Annotated in this window: 20 protein-coding genes; 9 read left to right on the top strand and 11 right to left on the bottom strand. The window is 66.2% G+C overall.

The genetic code is table 11. From position 1 onward, the window contains the following. Positions 1-58 precede the first annotated feature (58 nt). Together FHW58_RS11890 and FHW58_RS11885 are read left to right on the top strand one after the other, a co-directional pair. Complete coding sequence (locus tag FHW58_RS11890) at positions 59-1,039, top strand: serine/threonine protein kinase (RefSeq protein WP_229265144.1); 981 nt, start codon at positions 59-61, stop codon at positions 1,037-1,039. Positions 1,040-1,133: 94 nt separating this feature from the next. Then, entirely contained in the window at positions 1,134-3,440 is a 2,307-nt protein-coding gene (locus FHW58_RS11885) for a hypothetical protein (protein WP_229265143.1), read from the top strand. A gap of 151 nt (positions 3,441-3,591) precedes the next feature. Here FHW58_RS11885 and FHW58_RS11880 read toward each other — a convergent pair whose 3' ends face one another. The 3 genes from FHW58_RS11880 to FHW58_RS11870 form a co-directional block, all read right to left on the bottom strand. Then, positions 3,592-4,545: a hypothetical protein gene (locus FHW58_RS11880; protein ID WP_229265142.1), complete on the bottom strand. Its 954-nt coding sequence runs from the start codon at positions 4,543-4,545 to the stop codon at positions 3,592-3,594. A 92-nt stretch (positions 4,546-4,637) separates the two neighbouring features. Continuing rightward, positions 4,638-5,009 (bottom strand): hypothetical protein, encoded by a 372-nt coding sequence (locus FHW58_RS11875; RefSeq protein WP_179673179.1) that lies wholly within the window; start codon positions 5,007-5,009, stop codon positions 4,638-4,640. 33 nt (positions 5,010-5,042) lie between these two features. Then, positions 5,043-6,104 (bottom strand): DUF475 domain-containing protein, encoded by a 1,062-nt coding sequence (locus FHW58_RS11870; RefSeq protein WP_179673178.1) that lies wholly within the window; start codon positions 6,102-6,104, stop codon positions 5,043-5,045. 109 nt (positions 6,105-6,213) lie between these two features. Here FHW58_RS11870 and FHW58_RS11865 point away from each other — a divergent pair, with 109 nt between their 5' ends. The 4 genes from FHW58_RS11865 (at position 6,214) to FHW58_RS11850 (ending at position 12,896) form a co-directional block, all read left to right on the top strand. Continuing rightward, a complete protein-coding gene (locus FHW58_RS11865; RefSeq protein WP_179673177.1) occupies positions 6,214-6,636 on the top strand; it encodes a divergent PAP2 family protein in 423 nt (140 codons plus the stop codon). Between the two features lie 219 nt (positions 6,637-6,855). Next, positions 6,856-8,022: an efflux RND transporter periplasmic adaptor subunit gene (locus FHW58_RS11860; protein WP_179673176.1), complete on the top strand. Its 1,167-nt coding sequence runs from the start codon at positions 6,856-6,858 to the stop codon at positions 8,020-8,022. Positions 8,023-8,037: 15 nt separating this feature from the next. After that, positions 8,038-11,268, top strand: a complete 3,231-nt coding sequence (locus FHW58_RS11855) for an efflux RND transporter permease subunit (protein WP_179673175.1) — start codon at positions 8,038-8,040, stop codon at positions 11,266-11,268. Positions 11,269-11,474: 206 nt separating this feature from the next. After that, positions 11,475-12,896 carry an OmpP1/FadL family transporter gene (locus tag FHW58_RS11850; RefSeq protein ID WP_179673174.1) on the top strand — a complete coding sequence of 474 codons (1,422 nt, stop codon included), beginning with the start codon at positions 11,475-11,477 and terminating at the stop codon, positions 12,894-12,896. An 89-nt stretch (positions 12,897-12,985) separates the two neighbouring features. Here FHW58_RS11850 and FHW58_RS11845 read toward each other — a convergent pair whose 3' ends face one another. Next, complete coding sequence (locus tag FHW58_RS11845) at positions 12,986-13,222, bottom strand: hypothetical protein (RefSeq protein WP_179673173.1); 237 nt, start codon at positions 13,220-13,222, stop codon at positions 12,986-12,988. Positions 13,223-13,287: 65 nt separating this feature from the next. Continuing rightward, on the bottom strand, positions 13,288-14,688 hold the full coding sequence (locus tag FHW58_RS11840) for an L-cystine transporter (RefSeq protein WP_179673172.1): 1,401 nt from the start codon (positions 14,686-14,688) through the stop codon (positions 13,288-13,290). 199 nt (positions 14,689-14,887) lie between these two features. On the opposite strand from FHW58_RS11840, the gene FHW58_RS11835 reads away from it, so the two are divergent. Further along, on the top strand, positions 14,888-16,666 hold the full coding sequence (locus tag FHW58_RS11835; RefSeq protein ID WP_229265141.1) for a methyl-accepting chemotaxis protein: 1,779 nt from the start codon (positions 14,888-14,890) through the stop codon (positions 16,664-16,666). 34 nt (positions 16,667-16,700) lie between these two features. Here the strand turns inward: FHW58_RS11835 and FHW58_RS11830 are convergent, their stop codons facing one another. The 6 genes from FHW58_RS11830 to FHW58_RS11805 are packed head-to-tail and all read right to left on the bottom strand — an operon-like array spanning position 16,701 to position 23,827. After that, positions 16,701-18,044: a PAS domain-containing sensor histidine kinase gene (locus FHW58_RS11830; protein ID WP_179673171.1), complete on the bottom strand. Its 1,344-nt coding sequence runs from the start codon at positions 18,042-18,044 to the stop codon at positions 16,701-16,703. After that, a complete protein-coding gene (locus FHW58_RS11825; protein WP_179673170.1) occupies positions 18,041-19,456 on the bottom strand; it encodes a sigma-54 dependent transcriptional regulator in 1,416 nt (471 codons plus the stop codon). Before FHW58_RS11825 ends, FHW58_RS11830 begins: the two co-directional genes overlap by 4 nt. Before the next feature lie 3 nt (positions 19,457-19,459). Beyond that, positions 19,460-20,656, bottom strand: coding sequence for an ABC transporter permease (locus tag FHW58_RS11820; RefSeq protein ID WP_179673169.1), 1,197 nt, complete (start codon positions 20,654-20,656; stop codon positions 19,460-19,462). After that, positions 20,656-21,894 (bottom strand): ABC transporter permease, encoded by a 1,239-nt coding sequence (locus FHW58_RS11815; protein ID WP_179673168.1) that lies wholly within the window; start codon positions 21,892-21,894, stop codon positions 20,656-20,658. Before FHW58_RS11815 ends, FHW58_RS11820 begins: the two co-directional genes overlap by 1 nt. A 9-nt stretch (positions 21,895-21,903) precedes the next feature. Further along, positions 21,904-22,566, bottom strand: coding sequence for an ABC transporter ATP-binding protein (locus tag FHW58_RS11810; RefSeq protein ID WP_179673167.1), 663 nt, complete (start codon positions 22,564-22,566; stop codon positions 21,904-21,906). A gap of 13 nt (positions 22,567-22,579) precedes the next feature. Then, positions 22,580-23,827: an efflux RND transporter periplasmic adaptor subunit gene (locus tag FHW58_RS11805; protein ID WP_179673166.1), complete on the bottom strand. Its 1,248-nt coding sequence runs from the start codon at positions 23,825-23,827 to the stop codon at positions 22,580-22,582. A gap of 245 nt (positions 23,828-24,072) precedes the next feature. Between FHW58_RS11805 and FHW58_RS11800 the strand changes: the two genes are divergently transcribed. Both FHW58_RS11800 and FHW58_RS11795 read left to right on the top strand, forming a co-directional pair. Continuing rightward, positions 24,073-24,867, top strand: coding sequence for a transporter (locus FHW58_RS11800; protein WP_179673165.1), 795 nt, complete (start codon positions 24,073-24,075; stop codon positions 24,865-24,867). Between the two features lie 12 nt (positions 24,868-24,879). After that, positions 24,880-26,424 carry a methyl-accepting chemotaxis protein gene (locus FHW58_RS11795; protein ID WP_179673164.1) on the top strand — a complete coding sequence of 515 codons (1,545 nt, stop codon included), beginning with the start codon at positions 24,880-24,882 and terminating at the stop codon, positions 26,422-26,424. Positions 26,425-26,441 lie beyond the last annotated feature (17 nt).

Here is a 26,441-nt window from a genome sequence, read left to right as displayed (position 1 = left end):
CTCTTTTATTTGGGGGAAGGCGCTAGTATACACGCCCGCGACGCTTACAATGGCGCTTATGACTGCACCTCACCCTTATTCCGCGTTGAGCCCGGATTGCGTGCTCGACGCCCTCGACAGCATCGGCCTGCGCGGCGATGGCCGCCTGTTGGCGCTGAACAGCTATGAAAACCGTGTCTACCAGGTCGGCATCGAAGACGACAAGCCGCTGGTGGTCAAGTTCTACCGTCCCGGCCGCTGGAGCGACGACGCCATCCTCGAGGAACACGCGTTCACGCAGGAGCTGGCCGGCGCCGAGATTCCGGCCGTGCCGCCGCTGGCGCTGCACGGCGCCACCTTGCACCGCTACGACGGCTTCCGCTTCGCCGTGTTCGCCCGCCACGGCGGCCGCGCGCCGGAACTGGGCGACCCGGCGGTGCTGGAGTGGACCGGGCGCTACATCGGCCGCATCCACGCGGTGGGCGCGGCCAAGCCGTTCGCGCACCGGCCGGCGCTGGACATCGACACTTTCGGCACCGAGCCGTGCGCATTCCTGCAGACCCATGACTTCATTCCGCCGGACCTGAAAGCCGCGTACGCCGCCATCGCCGAGCAGGCGCTGGACGGCGTGCGCCGCGCCTACGACCGCGCCGGCGAGTTGCCGCAACTGCGCCTGCACGGCGACTGCCACGGCGGCAACGTGCTGTGGACCGACGCCGGCCCGCACTTCGTCGACTTCGACGACGCGCGCATGGGACCGGCCATCCAGGACCTGTGGATGATGCTGTCCGGCGAGCGCGCCGAGCAGGTGCGCCAGATGGGCGACATCCTGGCCGGCTACGAGGACTTTGGCGACTTCAATCCGCGCCAGATGCACCTGGTGGAAGCGCTGCGCACGCTGCGGCTGATCCATTACTCGGCCTGGCTGGCGCGGCGCTGGGACGATCCGGCCTTCCCGGCGGCTTTCCCCTGGTTCAATACCCAGCGCTACTGGCAGGACCGCATCCTGGAGTTGCGCGAGCAGGTGGCGCTGATGGACGAGGCGCCGCTGCCAGTTTGAAGAAATAGCGGGGTTTTCCGCTTCTGCTTGCGGCTAGGGTTGCCGGTTGGCTACATGATAATGAGAGCTCGGAAAACCTCTCAGCGAGACTCTCATGCAAGCACAACTGGTCAAACAAGAACGCGACGACGCCACGCTGCTGCCATTGCCGATGGCCACCGTGCATGCTGAAGACACCGCCGTCCCGGCCCAGCTGCCGCGCGCGGCGATGGAAATGAAAGCCATCCAGGAAGCGATCGCCCGGGTCGAAGCCGAAGCCAAGGCCGCCTGCGCTGCCGAGAGCCGCGCCCACGCCGAGGCGCGCGCCCGCGCGCTGGCCGAAGACCGCGCCGCCATGGACGCCGCCGCCGCCGCTGTCGCGCTGCAGAACGCGCAGGCGTCGGAAGCGGCGATCGCCGCCAACAAGGAGCGCCTGGAATCGCTGCGCGCCGCCGCCCAGGCCAGCGTCGCCCGGCTGGACGCGGTCAAGCAGGAAACCGCCGAACTGCGCGCCCGCGCCGAGGCCGACAACCAGATCCGCCTGGCCGCCGAGGAGCGCGCCAAGGCCGAACAAGAAAGCCGCAAGCGCGCCCACGAACAAATCGCCACCGAAGCCGAGCTGGCCGAGCAGGCATCGCGCGCCGCCGCCGAGCTGCAGGCGGAGACCGAACAGGCCCGCCTGCAGGCCGCCGAGCGCGTCGCCGCCGTGCAGGCCGCCAAGGAAGAAGTGGTCGGCATCGCCTCGGCCGACGCCCGCGTCGCCACGCTGGCGCGCGAGCGCGAGCGCCACGCCGCCGCCGCCCGCCAGACCGCGCAGCAACTGGCCGAAGCCGAAGCCGAAGCGCTGGAACTGACCAAGCAGCGCGAACGCGCCGACAAGATCGCGCTGGAAGCCGCCTTCAACCGCTCGGCCGCCGAAGTGCGCGCGCTGGAAGAGGCGCGCGCGCTGGCCCACCTGGAGCAAGAGCGCGAACAGATCGCCCTGGCCAAGGCCGAATCCGAGCACAGCGCCGCGCAATCGCTGCGCCTGCGCCTGCAAACCGAAAAGGAAATCCGTGACGCCGCCATCCACCGCGAGCGCATGGAAGCCGTGGCCGCCGCCAGCGCGCAAGCGCGCCGCGAGGCCGACGCCCGCATCCTGGCCGCCACCGAAGCGCGCATCGAAGTCGACAACCAGCTGCGCGCGGTCGCCCTGGCCCGCGTGCAGGCGGAAGAAGAAGCCGAACTGGCCACGCTGACCAAGGTGGAAGCGGAAAGCGCCGCGCTGGACCAGGCCAGGCAGCGCCAGGCGGCCGACGCCGCCGCCGCCGAAGCCGCCCGTGCCGACAGCCTGGAACAGCAGCGCGCGATGGACCTGGCCAACGAGCGCGCCGCGCTGTCGCGCGCCGCCGCCGAGCTGGCCGCCAGCCAGAACGCCGCCGAGCAAGCCGAAATCGCCACCCTGGCGCAACACGTGGAAGCGCAGAACGCCGCCAACGTGCTGGCCGCCGAACGCGCCGGGCATGCCGCCGCGCTGCTGAAGGCCGAGCAGGAGCGCGGCGCCGCCGAGCAGCAAGCCATCGCCGCGCTGAAAGACAAGCTGGACGCCGAACAGCGCGCCACCGAAGCCGCGCAGCAGCGCGTCATCGCCGAGCGTGAACAGACCGAAGCGCTGCGCCAGCAGCAGGAAGCCGAACAGCGCCTGGCCGCCGCCGCCGCACAGGAAGCCGAAGCCGCGCGCGTGATGGCGGCGCAAGTCTCGGCTGAAGCCGAACAGAAAGCCATCGCCGCGCAAGCGCTGGCGGTGCAAGCCCGCCTGGCGGTCGAACTGGGCGCGGTGCACGCCGAACGCGCCCGCGTGGAGCAGGAAAAGGCCGACAAGGCCGAGGAACTGCTGGCCGCCGAGCGCGAATTCATCGACACCGAGCGCAAGTCGCTGGCGCTGATCGACCAGAAACTGACGCAGCAGCGCATCACCACCGCCTCCGAGCTGCGCGCCTCGCAAGCGATCGCCGGCCGCCTGGAAGCAGAAAAGAACGTCGCCGCCAGCGCCCGCCAGCGCGCCGACGAAGCGCAAGCCGAAGCCGAGGCGATGCAGCAGCGCGAGCAGGCCGAGCGCGACGCCGCGCAAGCCATGGCCGACAAGGCGGCCGCGCAGAAAGCGCTGCTGGAAACCGCGCAGGCGCACGCCGCCATGCAGCGCAAGGTGGCCGACACCACGGCCGCGATGACGACCGCCAAGCAGCAACTGCTGGAACTGGAAACCCGGCGCCTGGCGGCCGCGCAAAAAGTGCTGTCGGCGGTGCAGGCGAAAGTGGCGGCCGAGGAAGCGCTGGCCGCCGACGGCAACATCGCCACGCTGGACGAAGCTCGCGCCCGCAAGGAAGCAGCCCGCCAGCTGCAGCCCGCCGAAGCCGGCAAAGCCGTCTGGCGCGCCCGCTAACCAGGCGCGGCATCTCCCTGGTGCCCAGGTATTTGCTACGTCATTCCGGCGCAGGCCGGAATCCATACGCAGCAAGCGTCATCTCTCACGCCAGCGTTCTATGGGTTCCGCCGTGCGCCGGAACGACATGCCCGACTGAGCGGGCCGGCGTTTAGAAACTGTAGCCGAGGCCGGCGAGGAAGAGGTCGGCGTCGCGGTGGTAGTCGCTGACCACGCGGTTCCATGTCGCTTCCGCCACCACCCGCCTGGTCAGGTGGTAGCGCCCGCCAATGCTGACCAGCCCGGCCTTGTGCGAGCGCTGGCCTTCGGCTTCCGGCACCTTGGCGTTGAAGTAAAAGCCCGCGCCCATGCCGATTTCCACCGTCTGACTCAGCGAACGGATCAGCCACAGCTGCGTGGCCACGCCGTTGCGCTTGCTTTGCGGCGTGTTGCCTTCGTTGATGGCCGTTACCGTCCAGTCCACATAGCGGCCGACCGCGCGCCGGTATTCAATCGCCGCGATCCGCGCCCGCTCCGAGTCCAGGCTGTTGGTGATGCCCTGGCCGGCCATGACGGTGATCGCTTCGTCGGTTGCCGCGTCTTCCTTGTGCAGCTTGTCGCCCTTGACGCCGTTGAACTGGTAGCCGACGCCAAACACCAGCGAGGTGGTGGCGTCCTTGCCGCTCGGCGCGATGCGGTTGATCTGCACCTGGTTGTACCAGCGGCTGTCCGGGTAGTGGTAGGTCGCCTGCACGCTGTAGATGCCGGCCCAGCCGTGGTCATTGGTGTACTTGGTCGGGCCGTCGCTGTGCAGCTCGGTCGTGTCGAAGTAGTAGTACTGGCCGGCGCCGGCGCCGAAGGTCCAGCCGGGCTGGTTGTAGCCGGTCCGCAGCCACACCTGGGCTGCCACGCCGTCGCGGTGGTGATCGGTCGGGTGGCCTTCGTTCAGGTAGCTCAGGCTCAGCGCCAGGTGGTCATTGACCGGATTGGTGAACGATACGGCGCCGGTGAAGGTACGCTGGTGGGATGCGTTGACGCGCAGCGCCCCGGCGTAGCCGGTCAGTTCCTGCGCCGGTACGCTGGCTGCGGCGACCAGCGCCACCGCACCTAAGAGAATTCGTTGCATGGGGATTAATTGATGTCCGGCAAAGGGCTGAGTGTACCGGAAATCAAAAAAAGCCGTCCTACGATAGCGAAAACGGCATTATTGCCATATTGCTATGGCTGGACGGCGACCTTGATGATGTAATACTCGGTTTCACCGAAGCACTGGGTCGGCACGCCCTTGTGCTGGGCGTAGGTGAGGATGACGCGCTTGCCAGTGGCGGCGGTCAGGTCCTTGGCGACCTGCGGGTCGCGCACGCTGAATTCGAACTTTTCCGGAATCGCGCCCGGCATCGAGGTCAGCAGGATTTCGCCTTCCCAGGTCTTGCACACCCAGCCGCGCGTGGAGAATTTTTGCAGGTAGCCGGCGCGTTCGCCATCGGAGTAGGAGACGTGCAGCATGGCCCAGGTGTAGGCGGCCAGCAGCAGCAGGGCGGCCACCAGCAGGCCGAGGAAGGTCAGGAATACGCGTTTGGATGTGGTCATGGTGAGCCCGGTGGTTGCGACGAGGGGATGGTATCACGCGCCGTTGCGGCGCTTGTAGCGCACCGACGACCACAGCGACACCGCGATGAAGGCCACGCCGGACAGCCCGGTGAACCATTCGGGAATGTGGTACTTGACGCTGGCCAGCATGATCAGCGCCAGGATGCCGATGGCGTAGTGGGCGCCATGCTCCAGGTAGACGTATTCGTCCAGCGTGCCCTTGTGCACCAGGAATACCGTCAGCGAGCGCACGAACATGGCGCCGATCGCCAGCCCCAGCATGATGATGACGACATCGGTGGTGATGGCGAAGGCGCCGATCACGCCGTCAAAGCTGAACGAGGCGTCCAGCACCTCCAGGTACAGGAAGCCGCCGAAGCTGCCCTTGGCAACGGTGGCGACGATGGGCGCCACGCCGGCCTCGGTGGTGTCATCGTCATCGTCCTTGGGCTCTTCCTCCTCCAGCAGCGAGCTGATCCAGCCGACCGCCAGGTAGACGATGACGCCGACCACGCCGGCCACCAGCACCTTGTATTGTTCGCCGGCCGGCACCAGCGCCACGCAGCCGAACACCGCCGCCAGCGCCAGCAGCACGGCCAGGCTTTCGCTGCCGTGCTGGCCCAGTTTTTCCTCGATCCAGCCCAGCCAGTGCAGCGCTTTCTGGTCGTCGAACAGGAAGTTGAGGAACACCAGCAGCAGAAAGGCGCCGCCGAACGCGGCCACCTCGGCGTGCGCGCCGGTCAGGTACTTTGAGTACAACTCGGGCGTGGTGGTGGCCATGTGCCACACTTCCAGCAGGCCGAGGCCGGTGGCCATGGAGACGATCAGCAGCGGGAAGATCAGCCGCATGCCGAACACCGCCACCAGGATGCCGACCGTCAGGAACAGCTTGCGCCAGAATTCGTTCCAGTGGCGCAGCACCGAGGCGTTGACCACGGCGTTGTCGAACGACAGCGATACTTCCATGATGCCCAGCACGGCGGCCACCCACAGCGCCTGCGCCAGCCCGCCGGCGCCGCCATGGTTGTAGCCCCACCAGCCGGCCAGCGCCAGGAGGATGAAAGTGACGGCGAAGGAAATCCTGAAGTGTTGCATGGTTGTCTTTATTGAAATGGGGGCAATGGGGTGAATTTTATATTACTTGCTTCCGCCGCTGGGGGGCCATCTGCCATAATGTCGCCACAAAAATGTTAAGGATATAACGATGGACATCGCTTACCTCGTCACGCCGCTGATTACCTGGATCACGGTGGGGCCGATCAAGTTTCTGATTAATAGTGTCAAAGCGCGCAAATGGGCCTTTAATCTGGTCGGCAACGGCGGTTTTCCGAGCAATCACAGCGCCGTGGTGTCCAGCATGGCGACGCTGATCGCGCTGCGCGAGGGCATCGGCCATCCGGCCTTCGGCGTGGCGGTGACGTTGTGCTTTATTGTCATCATCGACGCCAACAGCCTGCGCCAGCACGTCGGCAAGCAGGCCGCCGCCATCAACCGCCTGGCCGGCGAGGATGGCGGCCACAAGTGGCTGCGCGAGCGCATGGGCCACACGCTGGTGGAAATCGCCGGCGGCCTGGCCACCGGCATTGCCATCGGCCACCTCGTCCACGCCTGCTTCGGCCGCGGCTAAGCCCGCCAGCGCCGGGCCGGACCGTGTCCGCCCGGCTGTCCGCTAGCGGACACATCTCCCTCCCCAGCTTTACCGTTCATCCCCGTATTCGGCATTTCAGCCACAAATTCTGCCGTCCGTCGCACTGTGATTGACCTGATAACGCTGGTCGCGGATACTCCGTGCCCTGTAGTCTGGCTAAAATTTTAAGAAGCACTTCAATACTTCTCGGAGAACTTTATGTTGCGCAAAACCCTGTTCGCTCTTGCCATTGCCTCTGCCCTGGTGGCTTGCGGCAAATCAGCCAAGGAGCCTGAGAAAGGCGCCAGTGCTTCCGCCTCGGCCAGCGCAGCCAAAGACGAGAAAAAAGTGACCTTGCAGATGGCGCCGGAAGACACGCTGACCATCCAGTCCGACGCGCTGGCGTCCGGCCCGGTCATCACCGGCTCGATCCAGCCCGAGCGCCGCGCCGATCTGCGCGCCGAAGTCGGCGCCATCGTCATGCAGGTGCTGAAGGAAAACGGCGAAACAGTGAAAAAGGGCGACGTGCTGCTGCGCCTGGACGAGACCTCGATCCGCGACAGCCTGACCTCGGCCGAGGAGGCCACCCGCGCCGCCGAGCAGACCCTGGCCCAGACCCAGCGCATGTATGAGCGCCAGAAAACCCTGTTGGCGTCCGGCATGGTGTCGACCACCGCGCTGGAGGACGCCGAGGTGCGCCGCAACAACGCCCAGAGCGACCTGGCGGCGGCCCGCTCGCGCTCGGTGTCGGCGCGCCAGCAGCTGACCCGCACCGTGGTGCGCGCGCCGTTCGACGGCATCGTCAGCGAGCGCAAGGTGTCCAACGGCGACACCGCCCAGGTTGGCAAGGAGCTGATCAAGGTGATCGACCCGTCCAGCATGCGTTTCGAGGGCCTGGTGTCGGCCGACAAGATCGGCGTGGTCAAGGTCGGCCAGCCGGTGCTGTTCCGCGTCAACGGCTACCCCGACAAGCAGTTCAACGGCAAGGTCAAGCGCGTCGACCCGGCCGCCAACGCGGTCACCCGCCAGGTCGAGGTGCTGGTCGACTTCGCCGACAATGTGCGCCCCGGCGTGGCCGGCCTGTACGCCGAGGGCCGGGTCGAGGCGCAGACCACGTCGTCGCTGATGATACCGCCGTCGGCGCTGGTGCAGGCCGGCGACAGCAACTATGTGTGGCGCATCAAGGGCGGCACGCTGGCCAAGGTGCCGCTGACCATCGGCACGCGCGACGAGCGCACCGGCCGCTGGCAGGTGCTGAGCGGCCTGCAGTCGGGCGACATGGTGGTGCGCGTGCCGGCCTCCGGCTTCAAGGATGGCCAGAAAGTCGAACTCAGCACGCCGAAGGCGGTGGCCTCGGCCTCGACGCCGAAAGTGTCGGAAAAATAAACAGGATAAATCGCCATGTTCCTCTCAGATTTTAGTGTCAAGAAACCCATCGCCACGATCGTGCTGATCGTCGCGATGATGTGCCTGGGCCTGATGGCCCTGAGCAAGCTGCGGGTCAACCAGAACCCGGACGTCGAAGTGCCGTTCATCGTGGTCAACATTCCGTACCCGGGCGCCTCGCCGGAAACGGTCGAGCGCGAGATCATCAACCGCCTGGAAAAATCGCTGAACTCGATCACCGGCGTCACCGAGATCAACAGCACGGCGCAGGAAAGCGCGGCCAGCATCTTCATCAAGTTCTCGTTCAACAAGAACCTGATCGAGGCCTCGGACGAGATCCGCAACGCCATCGCGGCGGTGCGCTACAAGCTGCCGACCGAGATGCGCGAGCCGATCCTGCAGCGCATCGACCCGTCGGCGCAGCCGGTGATGCAGCTGGCGCTGTCGACCAGCACCCAGACCCACGCCGAGATCTCGCGCCTGGCCGAGGACAAGCTGGCCGACCGCTTCCGCAGCATCGACGGCGTGGCCTCGGTCAACATCGACGGCTCGCTGAAGCGCGAGCTGAGCGTGCTGCTGAAGGCCGAGAAGCTGCGCGAATACAATGTCTCGGTGGGCGACGTGGTCAACGCGCTGCGCAACCAGAACGCCAACGCGCCGGTGGGCAAGGTGCGCGGCGACCTCGACGAGAAGAGCATCCGCCTGGTCGGCCGCATCGAGCGGCCGGAGGAGTTCCAGCAGGTGGTGGTCAAGCGCAATGGCAGCGAGCTGGTGCGCCTGTCGCAGGTGGCCACCATCGAGGACGGCTTTGCCGAAGTCAACAGCCTGAGCGTGCGCTCCGGCAAACCCAACGTCGGCATCTCGATCACCCGCTCGCGCGACGCCTCGACCGTGACGGTGGCCAAGAAAATCCGCGACATGGCCAAGGAAATGCAGAAGGAAATGCCGGCCGGCACCAAGCTGGAGGTGACCGAGGATGACGGCGAAAACGCTGAGAGCAGCCTCAACAACGTGATCGAATCGCTGGTGTTCGGCGCCGGCCTGACCATCTTCGTGGTGTACGCCTTCCTCAACTCGTGGCGCTCGACGCTGATCACCGCGCTGTCGCTGCCGACCTCGGTGCTGGCGGCCTTCATCGGCGTCTGGCTGTGCGGCTTCACGCTGAACTTCATGACGCTGCTCGGCCTGTCGCTGGCGATCGGCGTGCTGATCGACGACGCCATCGTGGTGCGGGAAAACATCGTGCGCCACATGCAGATGGGCGCCGACCGCCGCACCGCCGCGCTGAAAGGCACGGCCGAGATCGGCATGGCGGTGGCTGCCACCACCTTCTCGATCATGGCGGTGTTCATTCCGGTGGCCTTCATGCCGGGCATCACCGGCGAATGGTTCCGGCCGTTCGCGCTGACCGTGACCTGCTCGGTGGCGGTGTCGCTGGTGATTTCGTTCACGCTGGACCCGATGCTGTCGGCCTTCTGGGGCGACCCGCCGGACCACCACGACGCGCCGCGCCGCGGCATCGAAAAGTATTTCGCCAAGTTCAACCACTGGTTCGACCACCAGTCCGACCGCTACGGCCACGTGATCGCCTGGGCGCTGCACCACCGCCGCTCGATGGCCGTGATCGCCATCGCCACCTTCGTCGGCGCGCTGTTCCTGCAGGGTAAATACGGCGGCGCCAGCTTCGTGCCGGCGTCCGACTGGGGCACCATCGCGATTGACGTGCGCACGCCGTCGTCGTCGTCGCTGGAATATTCGCGCCTGAAGCTGGAAAAGGCGGCGGTGATCGCGCGCGGCATCAAGGAAACCAAGGAAACCAATAGCTACGTCAACCTCAGCGGCGGCCGCATCTATGTCGACATCGGCAAGAAGACCGAGCGCAAGCGCGGTGCGGTCGAGGTTGCCAAGGAGCTGCGCGAGAAGCTGGCCGGGCTGGTCGGCGCCGAGTACACGGTGCTGGACGACCTCAGCAATGGCGCCCGCAAGCCGGTGCAGATCGAATTCACCGGCACCGATTCGCGCAAGCTGATGGAAATCACCAACGCCTTCATGGACCGGCTGCGCCGGGTGCCGGGCGCGGTCGACGTCGGCCTGTCCGAGATGGATCCGAAGGACGAGCTGCAGATCGTGCTCAACCGCGGCCTGGCCAACTCGATGGGCATCGCCACCGGCGACGCGGCGCAGGCCCTGCGCGTGGCGTTTGCCGGCATCGAGGTGGGCGACTGGGTCGACCCGACCGGCGAATCGCGCGACGTCGCGGTGCGCCTGGCGCCGGAAGACCGCACCAGCGCCGAGAACATCGAGCGCCTGCCGATCTCGGTGGTGGGCACCAACCAGATGGTGCCGCTGGAGCAGATCGCCGAGGTGACCATGGGCAAGGGCCCGTCCACCATCAAGCACAAGGATGGCAAGCGCGTCATCACCGTCACCGCCAACGTCGAGGGCCGCTCGCCGGGCGAGGTGACCACCGACGCCATGAAGCTGGTCAAGGACATCGACTTCCCGCCCGGTTACGGCCTGGCGCTGGGCGGCGCCGGCAAGGACATGCAGGAAGTGTTCGGCGCCATGGCGATCGCGCTGGTGGCCGGCGTCGGCCTGATGTACCTGATCCTGGTGATGCAGTTCGGTTCCTTCACGGCGCCGATCGCGGTGATGCTGTCGCTGCCGCTGTCGCTGATCGGCGTGGTGCTGGGCCTGCTGGCCACCAACAGCACGATTAACCTGATGAGCCTGATCGGCGTGATCATGCTGATGGGCCTGGTGGCGAAGAACGCCATCCTGCTGCTGGACGCGGCGCGCAAGCGCCAGGAGGAAGGCTTCAGCCGCGAGGACTCGCTGATGTACGCCGGCCGCATGCGCCTGCGGCCGATCCTGATGACCACCTTCGCGCTGATCGCCGGCATGTTCCCGGTGGCGCTGGGCCTGGGCGAGGGGGGCGAGTTCTACCGTCCGATGGCGATCGCTATTATCGGCGGCACCATCACCTCGACCCTGCTGACCCTGCTGATGGTGCCGACCTTCTACGACAGCATCGAGATCAAGAAGGACAGCGCGCTGCTCAAGCTGCAGCGTCGCGCCGAGCGCTACGGCATGGTGCTGGCGGTGCTGTCGATCGTGGTCGAGGCCATCCTGTTCCTGGTGCTGCTGCGCTTCGTCTACCGCTCGGTGATGTGGTTGGTGCGCAAGGTGCTGGGCCGCAAGACGCCGCCGGCGCCGCCGGCCGAGCAGGAACGAAAAATTGCCTAAAGAAACAATTGCTTAACTTAAAGAAAGGGCCTGCGGGCCCTTTTTTTACGCTCCCGATGCAGAGCAAGTGCTCGGTTTCAAGGTCTTAATTAGTATTCGCCCTCTAACGTCTTGCCTTTTGCGTTGTTTTATTTGTGTAGTATGCTGCTGGCCTTCCCGTACCGCACGAGTCCGGGACTATAACCAATTCATAAAGCGAGACCTTCATGCAGCCCAAATACCTCCCCCTGATCCTGGCCGCCGCCCTCGGCACCCTGTCGATGGGCGCCAACGCGTCCGGTTACCGTTTCGGTTCGCAGAGCATTTCCGGCCAGGGCACGGCCGACGCCAACGGCGCCGAAGCGGCCGACGCCTCGACCATCTTTTACAACCCGGCCGGCCTGAGCCGCCTGGACGGCACCCAGATCAGCGTCGGCGCCACCGTGGTCGTGCCGCACTCGACCTACAACGACACCGGCTCGACCCACTTCACCGGCGCGCCGACCGGCGGCACCCCGGCCAAGGACTACGCGCCGGATTCGGTGACCGCGCCGTCGCTGTACGTCAGCAAGAAGCTGAACGACCAGTGGACCGCCGGCCTGGGCCTGTTCGTGCCCTACGGCGCCAAGCTGAACTACGGCGACACCTGGAACGGCCGCTACGCGCTGTCCAACATCAAGCTGGAAGCGATCACGCTGAACCCGTCGGTGGCGTGGAAGCTGAATGAACACCACGCCTTCGGCTTCGGCATCGACGCCGAGTTCATGAAGGCCGAACTGGGCCAGGCCGTGGACGTGCCGGGCTCGATCGCCGCGCTGTCGAGCGGCGCCGGCGCGGCGCAGGGCGCGCTGCTGATTCGCCAGATCGCCGCGCTGGGCGGCAACCCGGCGCTGCTGCGCACGGCGGGCGACGCCCACGGCGCCAACGACGGCAAGGACTGGGGCTGGGGCTTCAACCTGGGCTATATGTACACGCTGGACGAGAACACCCGCTTCGGCCTGGCCTACCGCTCGTCGGTGGCGCACTCGCTGAAGGGCAGCACGGTCTGGGACTTCTCGAAGGTGACCAGCGATCCGATCGTCAACCAGGTGCTGCAGGCCGCCTCGCACAAGGCCAACTCGGCCGCGCTGGTGCAGCTGCGCACGCCGGAAACGCTGTCGGCCAACGTGTTCCACCAGTTCAATGCGAAGTGGGCCGGCATGGCCGACGTGACCTTCACCCGCAACAACCGCATGGGCGACCTGGACATTCAATTCCCGGGCACCGGCGAAGGCGCGGAAGTGATCCGTCAGCAGTGGAAGAACACGGTGCGCGTATCGCTGGGCGGCAACTACGCCTACAACGACAACCTGACGCTGCGCGGCGGCATCGCCTACGACGAGTCGCCGGTCAAGAGCGCCGAGCTGACCCACCCAGCGCTGCCGGACAGCGACCGCATGCAGTACTCGATCGGCGCCAACTGGAAGCTGAGCCCGCGTTCGTCGATTGATCTGGCGTACAGCTTCCTGGACTTCAAGGATGCCAAGATCAACTACACCAACCTGTGCAACCCGCTGGCCACCAGCTGCACCGGCAACGGCGAAACCACGCGCGGCTTGTACCAGACCCATCTGTCGCTGATCGGCCTGTCGTACAACTACAAGTTCTAACGCGCGCAGCACCCCAACCGAAAGGGTCTGACCCCGTACGGGGTCAGACCCTGGCCGCAGCGGTGTGCGGGTTGGGGGTGTGCCGCATGCTATCGCTGGTTGGCGCCACCGGAAGGCGGTGTCTGCTGTTGCGGCGGCGGTGTGGTGCTTCCAGTGCCCGTGCCACCGGTCGCGCTTCCCCCGCCAGCCGGCGAGCCGCTGGTGTCGGGGGTGGCGGTGGTGGGGGATTGCGGCTGGTCCGCCGGACGCTTGTTGCAGGCGCCCAGCAGCGTGACCGCCAGCGCCGCGCCCAGCAGCATCTTGATGGAGTGGGAAAGCGTAGTCATCATTTCTCCTTTCAGCTAAAAGAAAAAATTAGACCCCGCTGGCAGGCCGGCGGTTCCCTGCCTTGTCAGGCGGCCTTGCGCTCGCTGTCGAGCGGCGGTTCGACGTCGCTGTTGAAGACCGCCACATCGGTCTCGCCCAGCACCCGGCTGGCCACCGCGCCGGCGGTCACCGAGCCGCTGACGTTGAGCGCGGTGCGGCCCATGTCGATCAGCGGTTCGATGGAAATCAGCAGGCCGGCCAGCGCCACCGGCAGATTCATCGACGATAGCACGATCAGCGCCGCAAACGTGGCGCCCCCACCCACGCCCGCCACCCCCACCGAGCCTATCGTAATAATCGCCAGCAGCGGCGCGATGAAGCCGATGGTAAACGGGTCCACGCCCACGGTCGGCGCAATCATCACCGCCAGCATGGCCGGGTAAATGCCGGCGCAGCCGTTCTGGCCGATGGTGGCGCCAAACGAGGCGGCGAAGTTGGCGATGCCTTCCGACGTGCCCAGGCGCTGCGTCTGCGTCTGCACGCTCATCGGAATGGCGCCGGCGCTGCTGCGCGAGGTGAAGGCAAAGGTCAGCAGCGGCAGGATTTTTTTGGTCCAGCGCAGCGGATTCAGCCCCAGGCCGGAGACGATCAGCAAGTGCACCACGAACATCAGCAACAGCGCGCTGTACGAGGCCAGCACGAAGTCGATCAGGTGCAGGATGTCGGTATAGCTGGAGGTCGACACCACCTGCGCCATCAGCGCGAACACGCCGTACGGCGTCAGCCGCAGCACCAGCGTGACGATGCGCATCACGATCGCGTGCGCCACCTGGATGAAGCGCTCGAACGAGGCGTAAATGTCCGGCTTTTTGTCATGGATGCCGGTGGCGGCGATGCCGATGAACACCGAGAAGATCACCACCGCGATGGTCGAGGTCTTGCGGCCGCCGGTCAGGTCGAGAAAGGGATTGGCCGGAATAAAACTCAGCAGCATGCTCGGCAGCGAAATCGCCTGCGCCGTCTCGACCTTGCCCTGCAGGTAGACGCCGCGCGCGATGTCGGCCGCCGAAGCGGTCAGGCCGACCGCGCTCAGGTGGAACAGCTTGGCCATGACGATGCCGATGCTGGCGGCGATCAGCGTGGTGATCATCAGCGTGCCGATGGTCAGCGCGCTGATCTTGCCCAGCGAGTTGATGCCCTTCAGCTTGAGGATGGCGGAAATGATCGACACCATAATCAGCGGCATGATGATCATCTGCAGCAGCTTGACGTAGCCGGTGCCGACGATGTCCAGATAGTCGCTGGTGGTCTTCAGTTCGGCCGAGCCGGCGCCGTAGATGGCCTGCAGCACCGCCCCCAGCACCACGCCCAGCCCCATGCCGGTGAAGACGCGCACCGAAAACGAGCCGTGCCGGCGCTGCTGCGCATACAGCAGACCGATCAGCGCCAGCGCCGCCAGCAGATTGAGGATCACATTGATTGCCATGGCTGTCCTTTACGACTTTGTTGTAACCGATCGTGCATTTTATCTGCGCTCATAAATGGTTTAGCGAATATTTGGCTATATAACTATGCGAAATCGGTATATAGAACTGTTGTAAGTTGTTTTCTTTAAGCAATTAAATAAAACTACACGAAGGTTGTAGGCGTACAATTTAGCTCTCACTTTTCGAGGAGCGCGTCGCATGGCTACTGCAAACATGAAAGTTGGTACCCGGCTCGGCCTGGGTTTCGGACTGGTGCTGGTGCTGCTGTTACTGGTGGCCATGCTGGGCGTGTTCAATATGAGCACGATTCATGCCAAGCTGGAAAGAATCGTCAACGAAAACGCGGTCAAGACCGAGTTGGTCAACGAGATGTCGGAGTCGGTCCACATCGTCGCCCGCGTGGCGCGCTCGGTGGTGCTGCTGAACGATGAGGCGGCCATCCGCACGGAGCTGGAAAAAGTCAGCAAGGCGCGCGCCAACTACAACGCCTCGGTCGAGCAACTGGGCAAGATGCCGGCCACGGCCAAGGGCATCGAGATCCGCGCCCGCATTCTCGACCTGCAAAAGACCGCGCGTCCGCTGAACGACAAGGTCTTCGAGCTGGCGCTGCAGAACAAGGATGAGGAGGCCACGCAGGTGCTGATGAAGCAGGCGGGCCCGGCCACGCAGGTCTGGCAGGACACCATGGACGAATACGCGGCGCTGCAAAAGGCCACCAACCAGGCCGACGCGGCCGAGGCGAGCGCCGCCTACCAGCGCGCGCGGGTGCTGATGCTGGTGTTGAGCGGGCTGGCGATCGCGGTCGGCGCGGTGGCGGCGGCGCGCATTGCGCGCGGTCTGTTGCGCCAGCTGGGCGGCGAGCCGGATTACGCGGCGGAGATCGCTGGCCGCATCGCCGCCGGCGATCTGACGGTGTCGGTCGATACCCGCAACAACGACACCCACAGCATGCTGCACGCGATGAAGATGATGCGCGACGCGCTGGCGCGTATCGTGGCCGAGGTGCGCGTCGGCACCGAGACGATCGCGTCGGCGTCGAGCCAGATCGCCAGCGGCAACCAGGACTTGTCGGCGCGCACCGAGCAGCAGGCCTCCAGCCTGGAGGAGACGGCGTCGTCGATGGAGGAGCTGACCAGCGCGGTGCGCGCCAACAACGACAACGCGCGCCAGGCCAACCAGCTGGCGCAGTCGGCGTCGGCGGTGGCGCAGCAGGGCGGGGCGGTGGTGTCGCAGGTGGTGGATACGATGGGCGCCATCAACGATTCGTCGCGCAAGATCGTCGACATCATTGCGGTGATCGACGGCATCGCCTTCCAGACCAATATCCTGGCGCTGAACGCGGCGGTGGAGGCCGCGCGTGCCGGCGAGCAGGGGCGTGGTTTCGCGGTGGTGGCGTCGGAGGTGCGCACGCTGGCGCAGCGCTCGGCCTCGGCCGCCAAGGAGATCAAGGAGCTGATCGGCGATTCGGTGGAAAAGGTGGAGATCGGCAGCAAGCTGGTGGAGCAGGCCGGCCAGACCATGGATCAGGTGGTGGCCAGCGTGCAGCGCGTGACCGATATCATGGCGGAGATTTCCACCGCCGGCGACGAGCAGAGCGCCGGCATCGAGCAGATCAACCAGGCGGTCAGCGAGATGGATACGGTGACGCAGCAGAACGCGGCGCTGGTGGAGGAGGCCGCCGCCGCGGCAGAGGCGATGCAGACTCAGGCGGCCAACCTGGAGCAGGTGGTGAGCATTTTCCGGCTGGAGGGCAATCACGGCGGCGCCGCGTCCGCGTCGACGTCCCCAGCGGCGCGCGTGCCAGCGCCCGGGTCTGCGCCGGTGACCAGGCCGACGGCGGCGCGGCTGGCGGCGGTCAAGCCGGCCCGGCCAGCGATGACGCGCCCGGCGCCAGCGGCGGCGGTGGCCACGCCGGCCAAGCCGCAGAAACGCCTGAGCACGGTGTCCAGCGGCGACGGCGACTGGGAAGAATTCTGACGGCGGGCGCGGCCGCCGGCGTGGTCGGCGCGGCTTACGCCGTCATCCACAAATCGAAGCTGGTGGCGCCGTTGCCGGTGGCCGCCAGCCGGTAGGCGAAGCCGTGGCGGTTGAGCACTTCGCGCACGAACAGCAGGCCGATGCCCTGGCCGCCTTTCTTGGTGGTGAAGAACGGCGTGAACAACTGCCGTGCCGGCACCTCGCCTAGCAGGTCCGCGCTGTCGATCACCGACAGGCGCACGCGGCCGCCCTCGTGCGCCAGTTCGAAGACGATGCGCCGTTCATTGCCGGCGCCGGCGCTGGCTTCCACCGCCTCCATCGCATTCTTGACCACGTTCAGCAGCGCCTGTTCCATCAGATGCCGGTCCATGGCGATGGCCGGCACCGCGTCGCAGCGGCCCCAGGCGATGCTGATGCCACGGCTGCGGCATTGCTCGCGGTACAGGTAGAGGATGTCGTCCATGATGTCGTGCACGGCGGCCGGGCGCAGTTCCGGCGCCGGCATCTTGACCACGCGCGTAAAGCGCTCGATGAACTCGCCCAGGCTGGCGTTGCGGCGCTGCACCGCCAGGATCGCCGTGCTGAAATCTTCGCTGTCGCGCGCGGCCAACTGGCTGCGGTAATACAGCAGCGAATCCAGTACCGAACCGGTGGCCGCCACCGTGTTGTTGACCTCGTGCGCCAGCACGCGGATCAGCTTGTCGTAGGTGGCTTTTTCCGAACTTTCCAGTTCCTCGGTCAGCTCCTCGACCAGCAGGAAGTGGCGGGCGAAGCCGCGATCGTAAAAATGGCCGCGCTGGCCCCGGTAGCGGCGGCCATCGGTGTCGGTCAGCAGTTGCGATTCGCCCAGCGGCAGCGCGTCCAGCTGCGCCAGCAGGCCGGCGTCGCCGGCGTCCGCCGCCTGCGCGCGGTCGGCCAGCGTGGCGCCGCGCGCGTCGTGCAGGCCCGGCAGCGCTTGCGCGCTGGCGTTGAGCAGGCTGATGCGGCCGTCGAAGTCGAACACGATCACCGCGCTGGGCGTGGCTTCCAGCAGCTTGTCGAGAAAACCCTGCTGCTCGCCGATCTGCAGGCGCTCCTGGTACAGCGCGCCCAGCATGGTGTTGAATAGCTGCACCAGCTCGTTCAGTTCCTGGTCGGTGCTGTGTTGCAGGCGGGCGGCGTAATGCTGGTCCTGCAGCAGGTCGTGGAAGTGGCGCGTGTAGCCCAGCGGCTCCAGCGCGCGCCGGATCAGCCGTACGCCCAGCGCCAGGCTGAGCAACACCAGCGCCTCCAGCCCCAGCATCAGCGCCGGCTCGGTGCGGAACAGCACCACGGTGATTCCGAGGAACAGCAGATGCGCAGCGATCAGATAGGCGTACAAGCGCCAGCGCAGGCTCATGGCGGCGCTTCGCCATCCGGCGCGCCGCCGAGGCCGTGCCGCTCCAGGCGCCGGTACAGCGCCGTGCGGCTCAGTCCCAATGCCTTGGCCACGCGCGAGATATTGCCGTGGTGCTGTTCCAGCGCGTGCGCAATCATGTGGCGCTCGACCTGTTCCAGCGTCATGCCGTCCACGCCCAGCCGTTGCGCCCCCAGCGCGCCGCCATGCTCGTGCTGCTCGGCGGCCACGAAGTCGGCCTGCCGCAGCTCGCTGCGGCCGACCAGCAGCAAGGTGCGCTCCAGCGTCTGCTTGAGCTGGCGGATATTGCCCGGCCACGGCTGCGCGCTCAGCCACTCCAGCGCCTGCGGCGCGATCGTCGCCGACGGCAAACCGTAGCTGGCCGCCACTTCGCCAAGGATGTGGCGCGCCAGCAGCGGAATGTCGCTGCGCCGCTCGCGCAACGGCGGCAGGCGGATGGTGATCAGGTTGAGCCGGTAGAACAGGTCTTCGCGGAACTCGCCGCCGGCCACCAGCTCGGCCAGCTCGCGATTGGTGGCGGACACCACGCGCACGTCGGCCTTTTCGCTGCGGCTGGCGCCCACCGGCTGGTAGGTTTGGTCCTGCAGCACGCGCAACAGTTTGACCTGGTCGGCGCGATTCAGTTCGCCGATCTCGTCGAGGAACAGCGTGCCGCCGTTGGCGCTGGCGATGTGGCCCTTGCGGTCGCTGCGGGCGTCGGTAAAGGCGCCGCGTACGTGGCCGAACATCTCGCTTTCAAACAGCGTGGGCGTGATCGCGCCCATGTTGATCTTGACGATGGGCTGGCTTGCGCGCTGGCTGTTGCGGTGGATGGCGTCGGCAATCAGCTCCTTGCCGCAGCCGCTTTCGCCGAGGATCAGCACCGGCGCGCGCGTGTTGGCCACCTGGCCGATGGTGGTCAGCACCTTCAGCAGGCGCGGATGTTCGCCGACGATGCCGCCGAAGTCGAACTGCGCGTCGAGCGCCTGGCGCGCGGCGCTGCCGCTGGCGGCCGGCGCGGCCGGCGTGGCCGCCTCCAGCGTGGTGCGGATCAGCTCGGCCAACTGGGTGTTGTCCCACGGCTTGGTGAAGAAGTTGGCGGCGCCGGCCTGCATGCCGCGCACCGCCAGCGCGATCGAGCCCCAGGCGGTCATCAGCAGCACCGGCAGCGCGGGCTGCGCGGCGCGCAGCTCGGCCAGCAGTTGCAGGCCTTCCTCGCCGCTGGTGCGCAGCGAGAAGTTCATGTCCTGCAGCACCAGGTCGACCGGTTGCTGCTGGATCAGGGCCAGCGCTGGTTGCGGGCCATCGGCGCACAGGGCCTCGTAGCCCGACTGCTTGAGCAGCAGGGCCAGCGACACCTGCACCGCGCTGTCGTCATCGACTATCAGTATGCGTTGCTTGCGGGTAGAGTCCATTATTTATTCGTAGTGCAGCGCTTGCGTCGGACTCAGGCGCGCGGCGCGCCAGCCGGGGTACAGCGAACATAGCAAGGATAGCAGATAGATCACACTGGCCGATAGCGCGGCGGCGATCACGAATACCTTCCAGTTCAGGCTGTCGCCGAAGACGCCGGTCAGCGGCAACTGCACCAGCAGCACCAGCGCGATCAGCATTGCGCCCGTGCTCAACAGCAGTTGCTCGGCGACGATCTGCTGGTAGATGTGCTTGGCGCTGGCGCCCAGTGCGCGGCGCAGGCCAATTTCCGGAATGCGCTGGGTGGTGTTCTGCCACAGCACGCCGAACAGGCCAAAGGCCACCATCACCAGCAGGAAGGCGGCGATCACCGACAGGATCATCAGCGGCAGCATTTGCATGCGCAGCATCCAGCGGCGCGCCTCGGTTTGCGGCGTGATCACATAGTTCCAGTCGCCGCGGACCTGCTTCAGCCGGGCGCTGAGGCGGCTCTCGAACGCGCGCGGCGTGCCCGGCCTGACCTTCAGCATGATGACCGAGGCCGGCTCGTTGCCGACGCCGGGAATGAAGCGCGGCAGCATGAACGGGTGGGGATCCATGTATTCGCCCTGCGAGCGGAAGGCGTCCACCACGCCGGTGACGCGGTAGCGCGCTGGCGCGCTGGTGCTGTTGGGATCGGACTCGACGAACACCTGGCCGGCCGCCTTCTGGCCGGGGAACAGCTGGTCCGCCAGGATGCGGTTGATGACCACCGGCGCGGCGTCGGCACCGTCGTCGATGGCGGAGAACCAGCGGCCCTCGACCAGCTTCATGTCCATCGCCTCGAAAAAGTCGTCGGTGACGGCCAGCCCGTCGACGTTGACGCGGTGGCTGCCGTCGCTGCGCGCGTAATCGCTGGTCCAGCGCGACATTTCGTAAGTGCCGAACGAGGTGAAGGCGACTTTTTCCACCTCCGGCATGCTCAGCAGCGCGCGCTTGAACTGGTCGAGCAGCACGGCGTCGTTCTTCAGGTCGGTGGCGCGCAGCCGCACCGCCCACTGGTTGTGCCAGTCGAAGCCGGTCGGCAAATGGTACAGCTCGTAGTTGCGGGTGCCGAAGGCGGCAATCGCGAACAGCACCAGGAAGGCCAGCAGGATTTCCAGCGTCAGCATCAGGTTGCGCGCCTTGCGCTTCCAGATCAGTTTGAGCAGATGACGCAGCATTATGCAGTTCCTTTCAGCGCCCGCACCGGGTCCAGGCGCGACATTTTGAGGGCCGGGATCAGGCCCGACAGCACGCCGAACACCAGCGTGACCAGCAGGCTGTAGCCGAACACCGGCAGGTTGATATCGATGTGCAGGTAGGGGATCAGGCCCGAGCTTTCCAGCCACAGGATGACGCCGGCCGCGCACAGCAGGCCGCAGACGCCGCCGGCCAGGCACAGCAGCACGTTTTCCAGTACCAGTTGCGCCACCAGCTGGCGCGTGGTGGCGCCAAACGCGCGCCGCACGCCGATCTCGCCGCTGCGCTCCATGATGCGGCCGACGTTGAGGTTGACCAGGTTCAGCGCCGGCAGCGCCATGAACAGCAACATCAGGCCGACGATGGTGGCCAGCAGCTTGGGCGCGCCGGCATCCTCGGCCTCGCTGCTCAGCAGCGTGCGCGAGAACACTTCCAGTTTCGAGTCGCCCCAGAACTGCATGGTGTCGAACTGCTTGGGGTCGTCCAGCTTGACGGTCCTGGCGGCGTCGATGATGGCGCGTTTGACGCGCGGCACGTCGTCGGCGCTGTGCGCCAGCAACATGGCGGTGAACGTGCCCCACTGCTTGGTGCGGTAGTCGCTGGACGGCTGCGCCGTGAGCGGCACCCAGATGTCGGCGTAGGCGTTCAGCTGCAACGCGTCCTCGACCACGCCGATGACCGTCATCTGCTGCGTGCCGACGTTGAATTTCTGCCCGAGGTAGGGCAGGCCGGGGAACAGCTTGCGCGCGGTGGACTGGTTGAGCACGGCCACGTAGCGGCCCTGGGCCACGTCGTCATCGTTGTACAGGCGGCCGGACAGCAGCTTGAAATCGAGGATCTGCCAGTATTCCGCGTCGGTGTAGCGGACGTCGACGTTGGTGATGCGGCCGTCCTGGTAGATCGAGGTCGATTCGGCCAGCGCGCTGGCCGACACCGCCTCCACGCCCGGCAGCGGCTTCAGGTATTGGTCGATGATCTTGTAGCCCAGCGGGCTGGTGCGGCGGCTGTGCCTGTCGGTGTGGGTCGCCTGCGTCATCAGGATCTGCACGAAGCGCTCGCTCTTGCCCTCTACGCCGGTGGGGTGGAAGGCGTTCTGCAGCAGCGCGATGGCCACCAGCAGCACGGTCAGCGTCAGCACGATGCACAGCAGGTTGATGGCGGTGAACAGCTTGCGGCGCATGAAGACCTTCCAGGCGGTCAGCAGGTAATTTCTCAGCATGGCGGCCCCTTACGACACCAGCTGGCCGTCGAACACGCGCACGATGCGGCCGGCCTGTCTGGCTTCCTGCTCGTTGTGCGTGACCATGACGATGGTCGTGCCTTCGCTGTGCAGCTTGAGCAGGATGTCCATGACTTCCTGGCCCATCTTGCTGTCCAGGTTGCCGGTGGGCTCGTCGGCCAGCAGCACCTGGGGCTGGCCGACGATGGCGCGGGCGATGGCCACGCGCTGCTGCTGGCCGCCGGACAACTGGTTCGGATAGTGGTCCATGCGCGCGCCCAGCCCGACTTTCTCCAGCGCCTCGCGCGCCAGCCGCTGGCGCTTCTTGGCCGACATCGTCCGGTACAGCAGCGGCAGTTCGACGTTGTCGATCACGCGCAGGTCGTTAATCAGGTGGAAGCTCTGGAAGATGAAGCCGAAGGTGCTGTTGCGCAGCTTGGCCACGTGCTTGTCCTTGTACGAGGCCACCGGCGTGCCGGCCACGTGGATGGCGCCGCTGCCCGGCTTGTCGAGCAGGCCGATCAGGTTGAGCAGCGTGCTCTTGCCGCAGCCGCTCGGCCCCATGATGCTGACGAACTCGGCTTTTTCGACGTGCAGGTCGATGTCTTTCAGGGCCAGCGTTTCAACCTTGTCGGTCTGGTAGGTCTTGCTGACGTTTTGCAGGCGTATCATGTTTTCCCCTCTGTTATTGGGCCACGCGGACGCTGTCGCGGTCCTTGTAGCGGCTGGTATCTGAAATGATGAGTCGGTCGCCGGCGCGGGCGCCGGACAGGATTTCCACGGACTTGCCATCGCTGGCGCCGATGTTGAGCGTGGTCTTGCGGGCGACGCCGTCGCGCACCACGAAGATGTCCTGCAAGCCGCGGCCGTTGAAAGCGGGGCCGTTGTCGGCCAGCAGCGTGTTCTGCTTCTGCTCGGTGAGGATGTTGACCTCGACGCGCAGCTTGTTGCGCAGCATCGCGTGGTGCGGCTCGGCCAAGGTGACCAGCAGCTTGACGGTGCCGTTCTGGATTTCCGGCAGCACCGTCTGCACCACGCCCTTGAGCTTGACGTTGCCCTGCTCAACCAGCACCTGCTGGCCGGCGCCGAGCGCGCGCGCGTGGAAGTCGGACAACGAGGCCTCGACCTTGTAGTTGTTGAGCTCGGACACCTTGGCCACCAGCTGGCCGGTGGCCACGCTGGCGCCCTCGTCGGCCAGCAGCCAGGTCAGCATGCCGGCGAAGGGCGCGCGCACCTGCGTCTGCGCCAGCAGTTGCTGCTGCTCCTGCAACTGCTTTTGCAGGATGCTTTTTTGCAGCCGCGCGCCTTCGATGCTGGTGCTGGTGGTGCGCTTGCTGTCCTCGATCTGCTCGCGGTTCTGGCGCAGCTGGATCTCGTTGCGCTTGACGTTGAGTTCGGCCGTCAGCAGGTCTTCGGCGGAGACGCCGCCGGCCTTGCGCAGCGTCTGGTTGCGGGCCAGGCGTACGCGGCTGGCTTCCAGATCGAGTTCCAGCAGTTCGATGGCGCTGCTCAGTTGCTTGCGCTTCTGGTCCATCTCCAGCGTCAGGGCGAGGATGCGGTTTTCCTGCTGGGCCAGTTGTTCCTTGAGCGCGTCGATGGCCAGCACGACGGTGCGGTTGTCCAGTTCCAGCAGCAGTTCGCCCGCCTGTACCTGCTGGCCCAGCTTGGCGTGGACCTTGGCCACGCGCGTCTGGATCGGGCTCGACACCAGCTCCTCGTGCACCGGGATGACGATGCCGGCGGCGTTGATGGTGTTGGCGATGCTGCCGCTGCGCACGGTGGCGATGCTGACCTCGCCAGCATCCACGCTGGGACTGACGGCGCGGTTGATGGCCCAGGCACCGAGGCTGAGCGTGGCCAGCAGGACGGCGACCGCCAGCACGGTCTTGCGCTGGCGGCGGGCGATGATGTCGGGGGCGATGAGGGTATCCATGCCTGTCCTTATTGCAATCCCCGTGCCACACCTTGGCTAACAGGACAAACCCAGTCAAATCAAGGCCCTGGGCTGATCGCGCCAGCGCGCGCCGCGCCATTCTTGCCCGTCTTCGCCCACACCCGTCCGGAAACGGACACCCATTCGCGCTGGCGCCGACGCGGTAATGGCCTGTGGGAAATTACCAACAAGTGATCCAGGCCAATGTGTTAGGGTGACGCATGTGCTTCGCTTGTGGAGGAGTCATGCGTCTCAAGAGGATTGCTGCGCTGCTGCTGGCCTTGCCCTTGCCCGTGTCGGCGCTGGCCGATGAAAAGGACCAGATCGTTACCGATCGCCCGGATTTTGTCGAATCCAGCAACGTCGTCGGTGCCGGACGCTTTCAGATTGAAACCAGCGTCGCGCTGGAACGTAACAAGGCCAACGGCATCAAGGAGCGGACGTATTCCACCCCCACGCTGCTGCGCTTCGGCCTTGGCGACACCATCGAGGCCCGCCTTGAAACCGACGGCCGCATGCGCCTCGTCACTGACGACCTCAACACCGGCACCCACACCACCGACAACGGCTACGCCGACGTCTCCCTCGGCCTCAAATGGCACGTGGCCGACGCCCAGGGCGCGCGGCCGTCGATGGGCCTGCTGGCTCACATCGACCTCGACAGCGGCTCCAGTGCCTTCCGCGCTCCCGGCAAGGGCGGCTCGCTGCGCCTGGCGGCCGAATGGGAGCTGCCCGACGACTTCAGCCTTGGCGTCATGCCCGGCATCGCCTGGCAGCACGATGACAGCGGCGCGCGCTACACCAGCGGCATCTTCGGCATCGTGCTCGGCAGGGAATGGAACGAGCGTTTCCGCAGCTTCATCGAATACTCGGCGCCGCAGATCGCCAAGGGCCGCTACGGCGGCAACGTCAGCACCTTCGACATCGGCGCCGCCTACCTGCTGACCGACACGGTGCAGGTCGATACCGCGCTGTCCCGCGGCCTGAACAAGAACACGCCGGATTGGAGCTGGACGGTCGGGCTATCCATCAAATTCTAAGCAGGAGACCTCATGCGACTGACGATCAAGCAGCGCTTGTTGTTGATGAATCTGGCGACACTGGTGTTCGTCAGTGTGGTTGGGCTGGTGGGCTATTACGCGGTGCACGTGCTGGACCAATCGATGGACGGCATCAGCGCCAACAGCGCCGCCATGAAGGACCAGTTGCAGGCCGACCAGGCGCACGACGCGCTGCGCGCCGACGTGCTGGCCGCCCGGCTGGCGGCGGAAAAGAACAACCCGGCCGACATCAAGGAAGTCCGCCAGGACACGGCCGAGCACGTCGCGCTGTTCCGCAAGCTGATCAAGGAGATGGACGCCGCCAGCACCGACGATGAAGTGCGCCGCGCGATGGAACAGGTGCGTCCCGATGTCGAGCGCTACCTGAAAAGCGCCGAAGAGATGGTCGAGCTGTCGCTGACCAATCCGCCGGCCGCGCAGGCCAAATTCCCGGCCTTCATGGACAGCTTTCACGTGCTGGAAAAAAGCATGGCCGCGCTGAGCGACCTGATCGAAAAGAATTCCGACGCCACCAAGGCGGTGGGCGACGAAGCGGTGGTGCGCTCGCGCATCCACATACTCGGCTTTGGCGTGCTGGCGGTGGTGGTGTCGCTGGTGGTGGGGCAGATGATGTCGCGCGCCATACTGGGGCCGCTGGGCGAGGCAGTGGAGTTTGCCGCGCGCGTGGCCCAGGGCGATTTGTCGTCACGGCTGGAGGTGTCCGACCTCGACGTCAGCGAAACCGGCCAGCTCAAGCGCGCGCTGCACGAGATGAACGGCAGCCTGCACGGCATTGTCAGCCAGGTGCGCGGCGGTACCGACGCGATCGCGCTGGCCGCCGGCGAAATCGCGGCCGGCAATATGGACCTGTCGGCGCGCACCGAATCGCAGGCCAGTTCGCTGCAAGAGACGGCGTCGTCGATGGAAGAGATGACGTCGGCGGTGCGGCAGAATTCCAGCAACGCCGGCGAAGCCAACCGGCTGGCCTCATCGGCCGCAGACGTCGCCACGCGCGGCGGCGCGGTGATGGCGCAGGTGGTATCGACGATGGGCAGCATCAGCGCCTCGTCGCAAAAGATTGTCGACATCATCGCGGTAATTGAAGGCATCGCCTTCCAGACCAACATCCTGGCGTTGAACGCGGCGGTGGAAGCGGCGCGGGCCGGCGAGCAGGGGCGCGGCTTTGCCGTGGTGGCCTCGGAGGTGCGCGGCCTGGCGCAGCGGTCGGACGCGGCCGCCAAGGAAGTGCGGCAACTGATCGAAGCCTCGGCCGCGCAGGTAGGCGAGGGCAGCGCGCTGGTGGGGCGGGCGGGCGGCACGATGGAAGACATCGTCAGCAGCATCCAGCGGGTGACGGCGATCGTGGGCGACATCGCCACCGCCAGCCGCGAGCAGGAAATGGGCATCGAACAAGTCAACCAGGCCATCGGCACCATCGACAGCGCCACCCAGCAGAACGCCGCGCTGGTCGAACAGGCGGCTGCTGCAGCAGCCGCCTTGCAGGACCAGGCCGACCGCCTGGCCGACGCCGTCAAAGTATTCCGCCTCGCCCAATAACCCACCTCCGGGGTCAG

It is taken from the genome of Duganella sp. 1224, from assembly GCF_013408245.1.
Lineage (GTDB): Bacteria > Pseudomonadota > Gammaproteobacteria > Burkholderiales > Burkholderiaceae_D > Rugamonas.
This window is presented reverse-complemented; position numbering and strand designations above follow the sequence as displayed.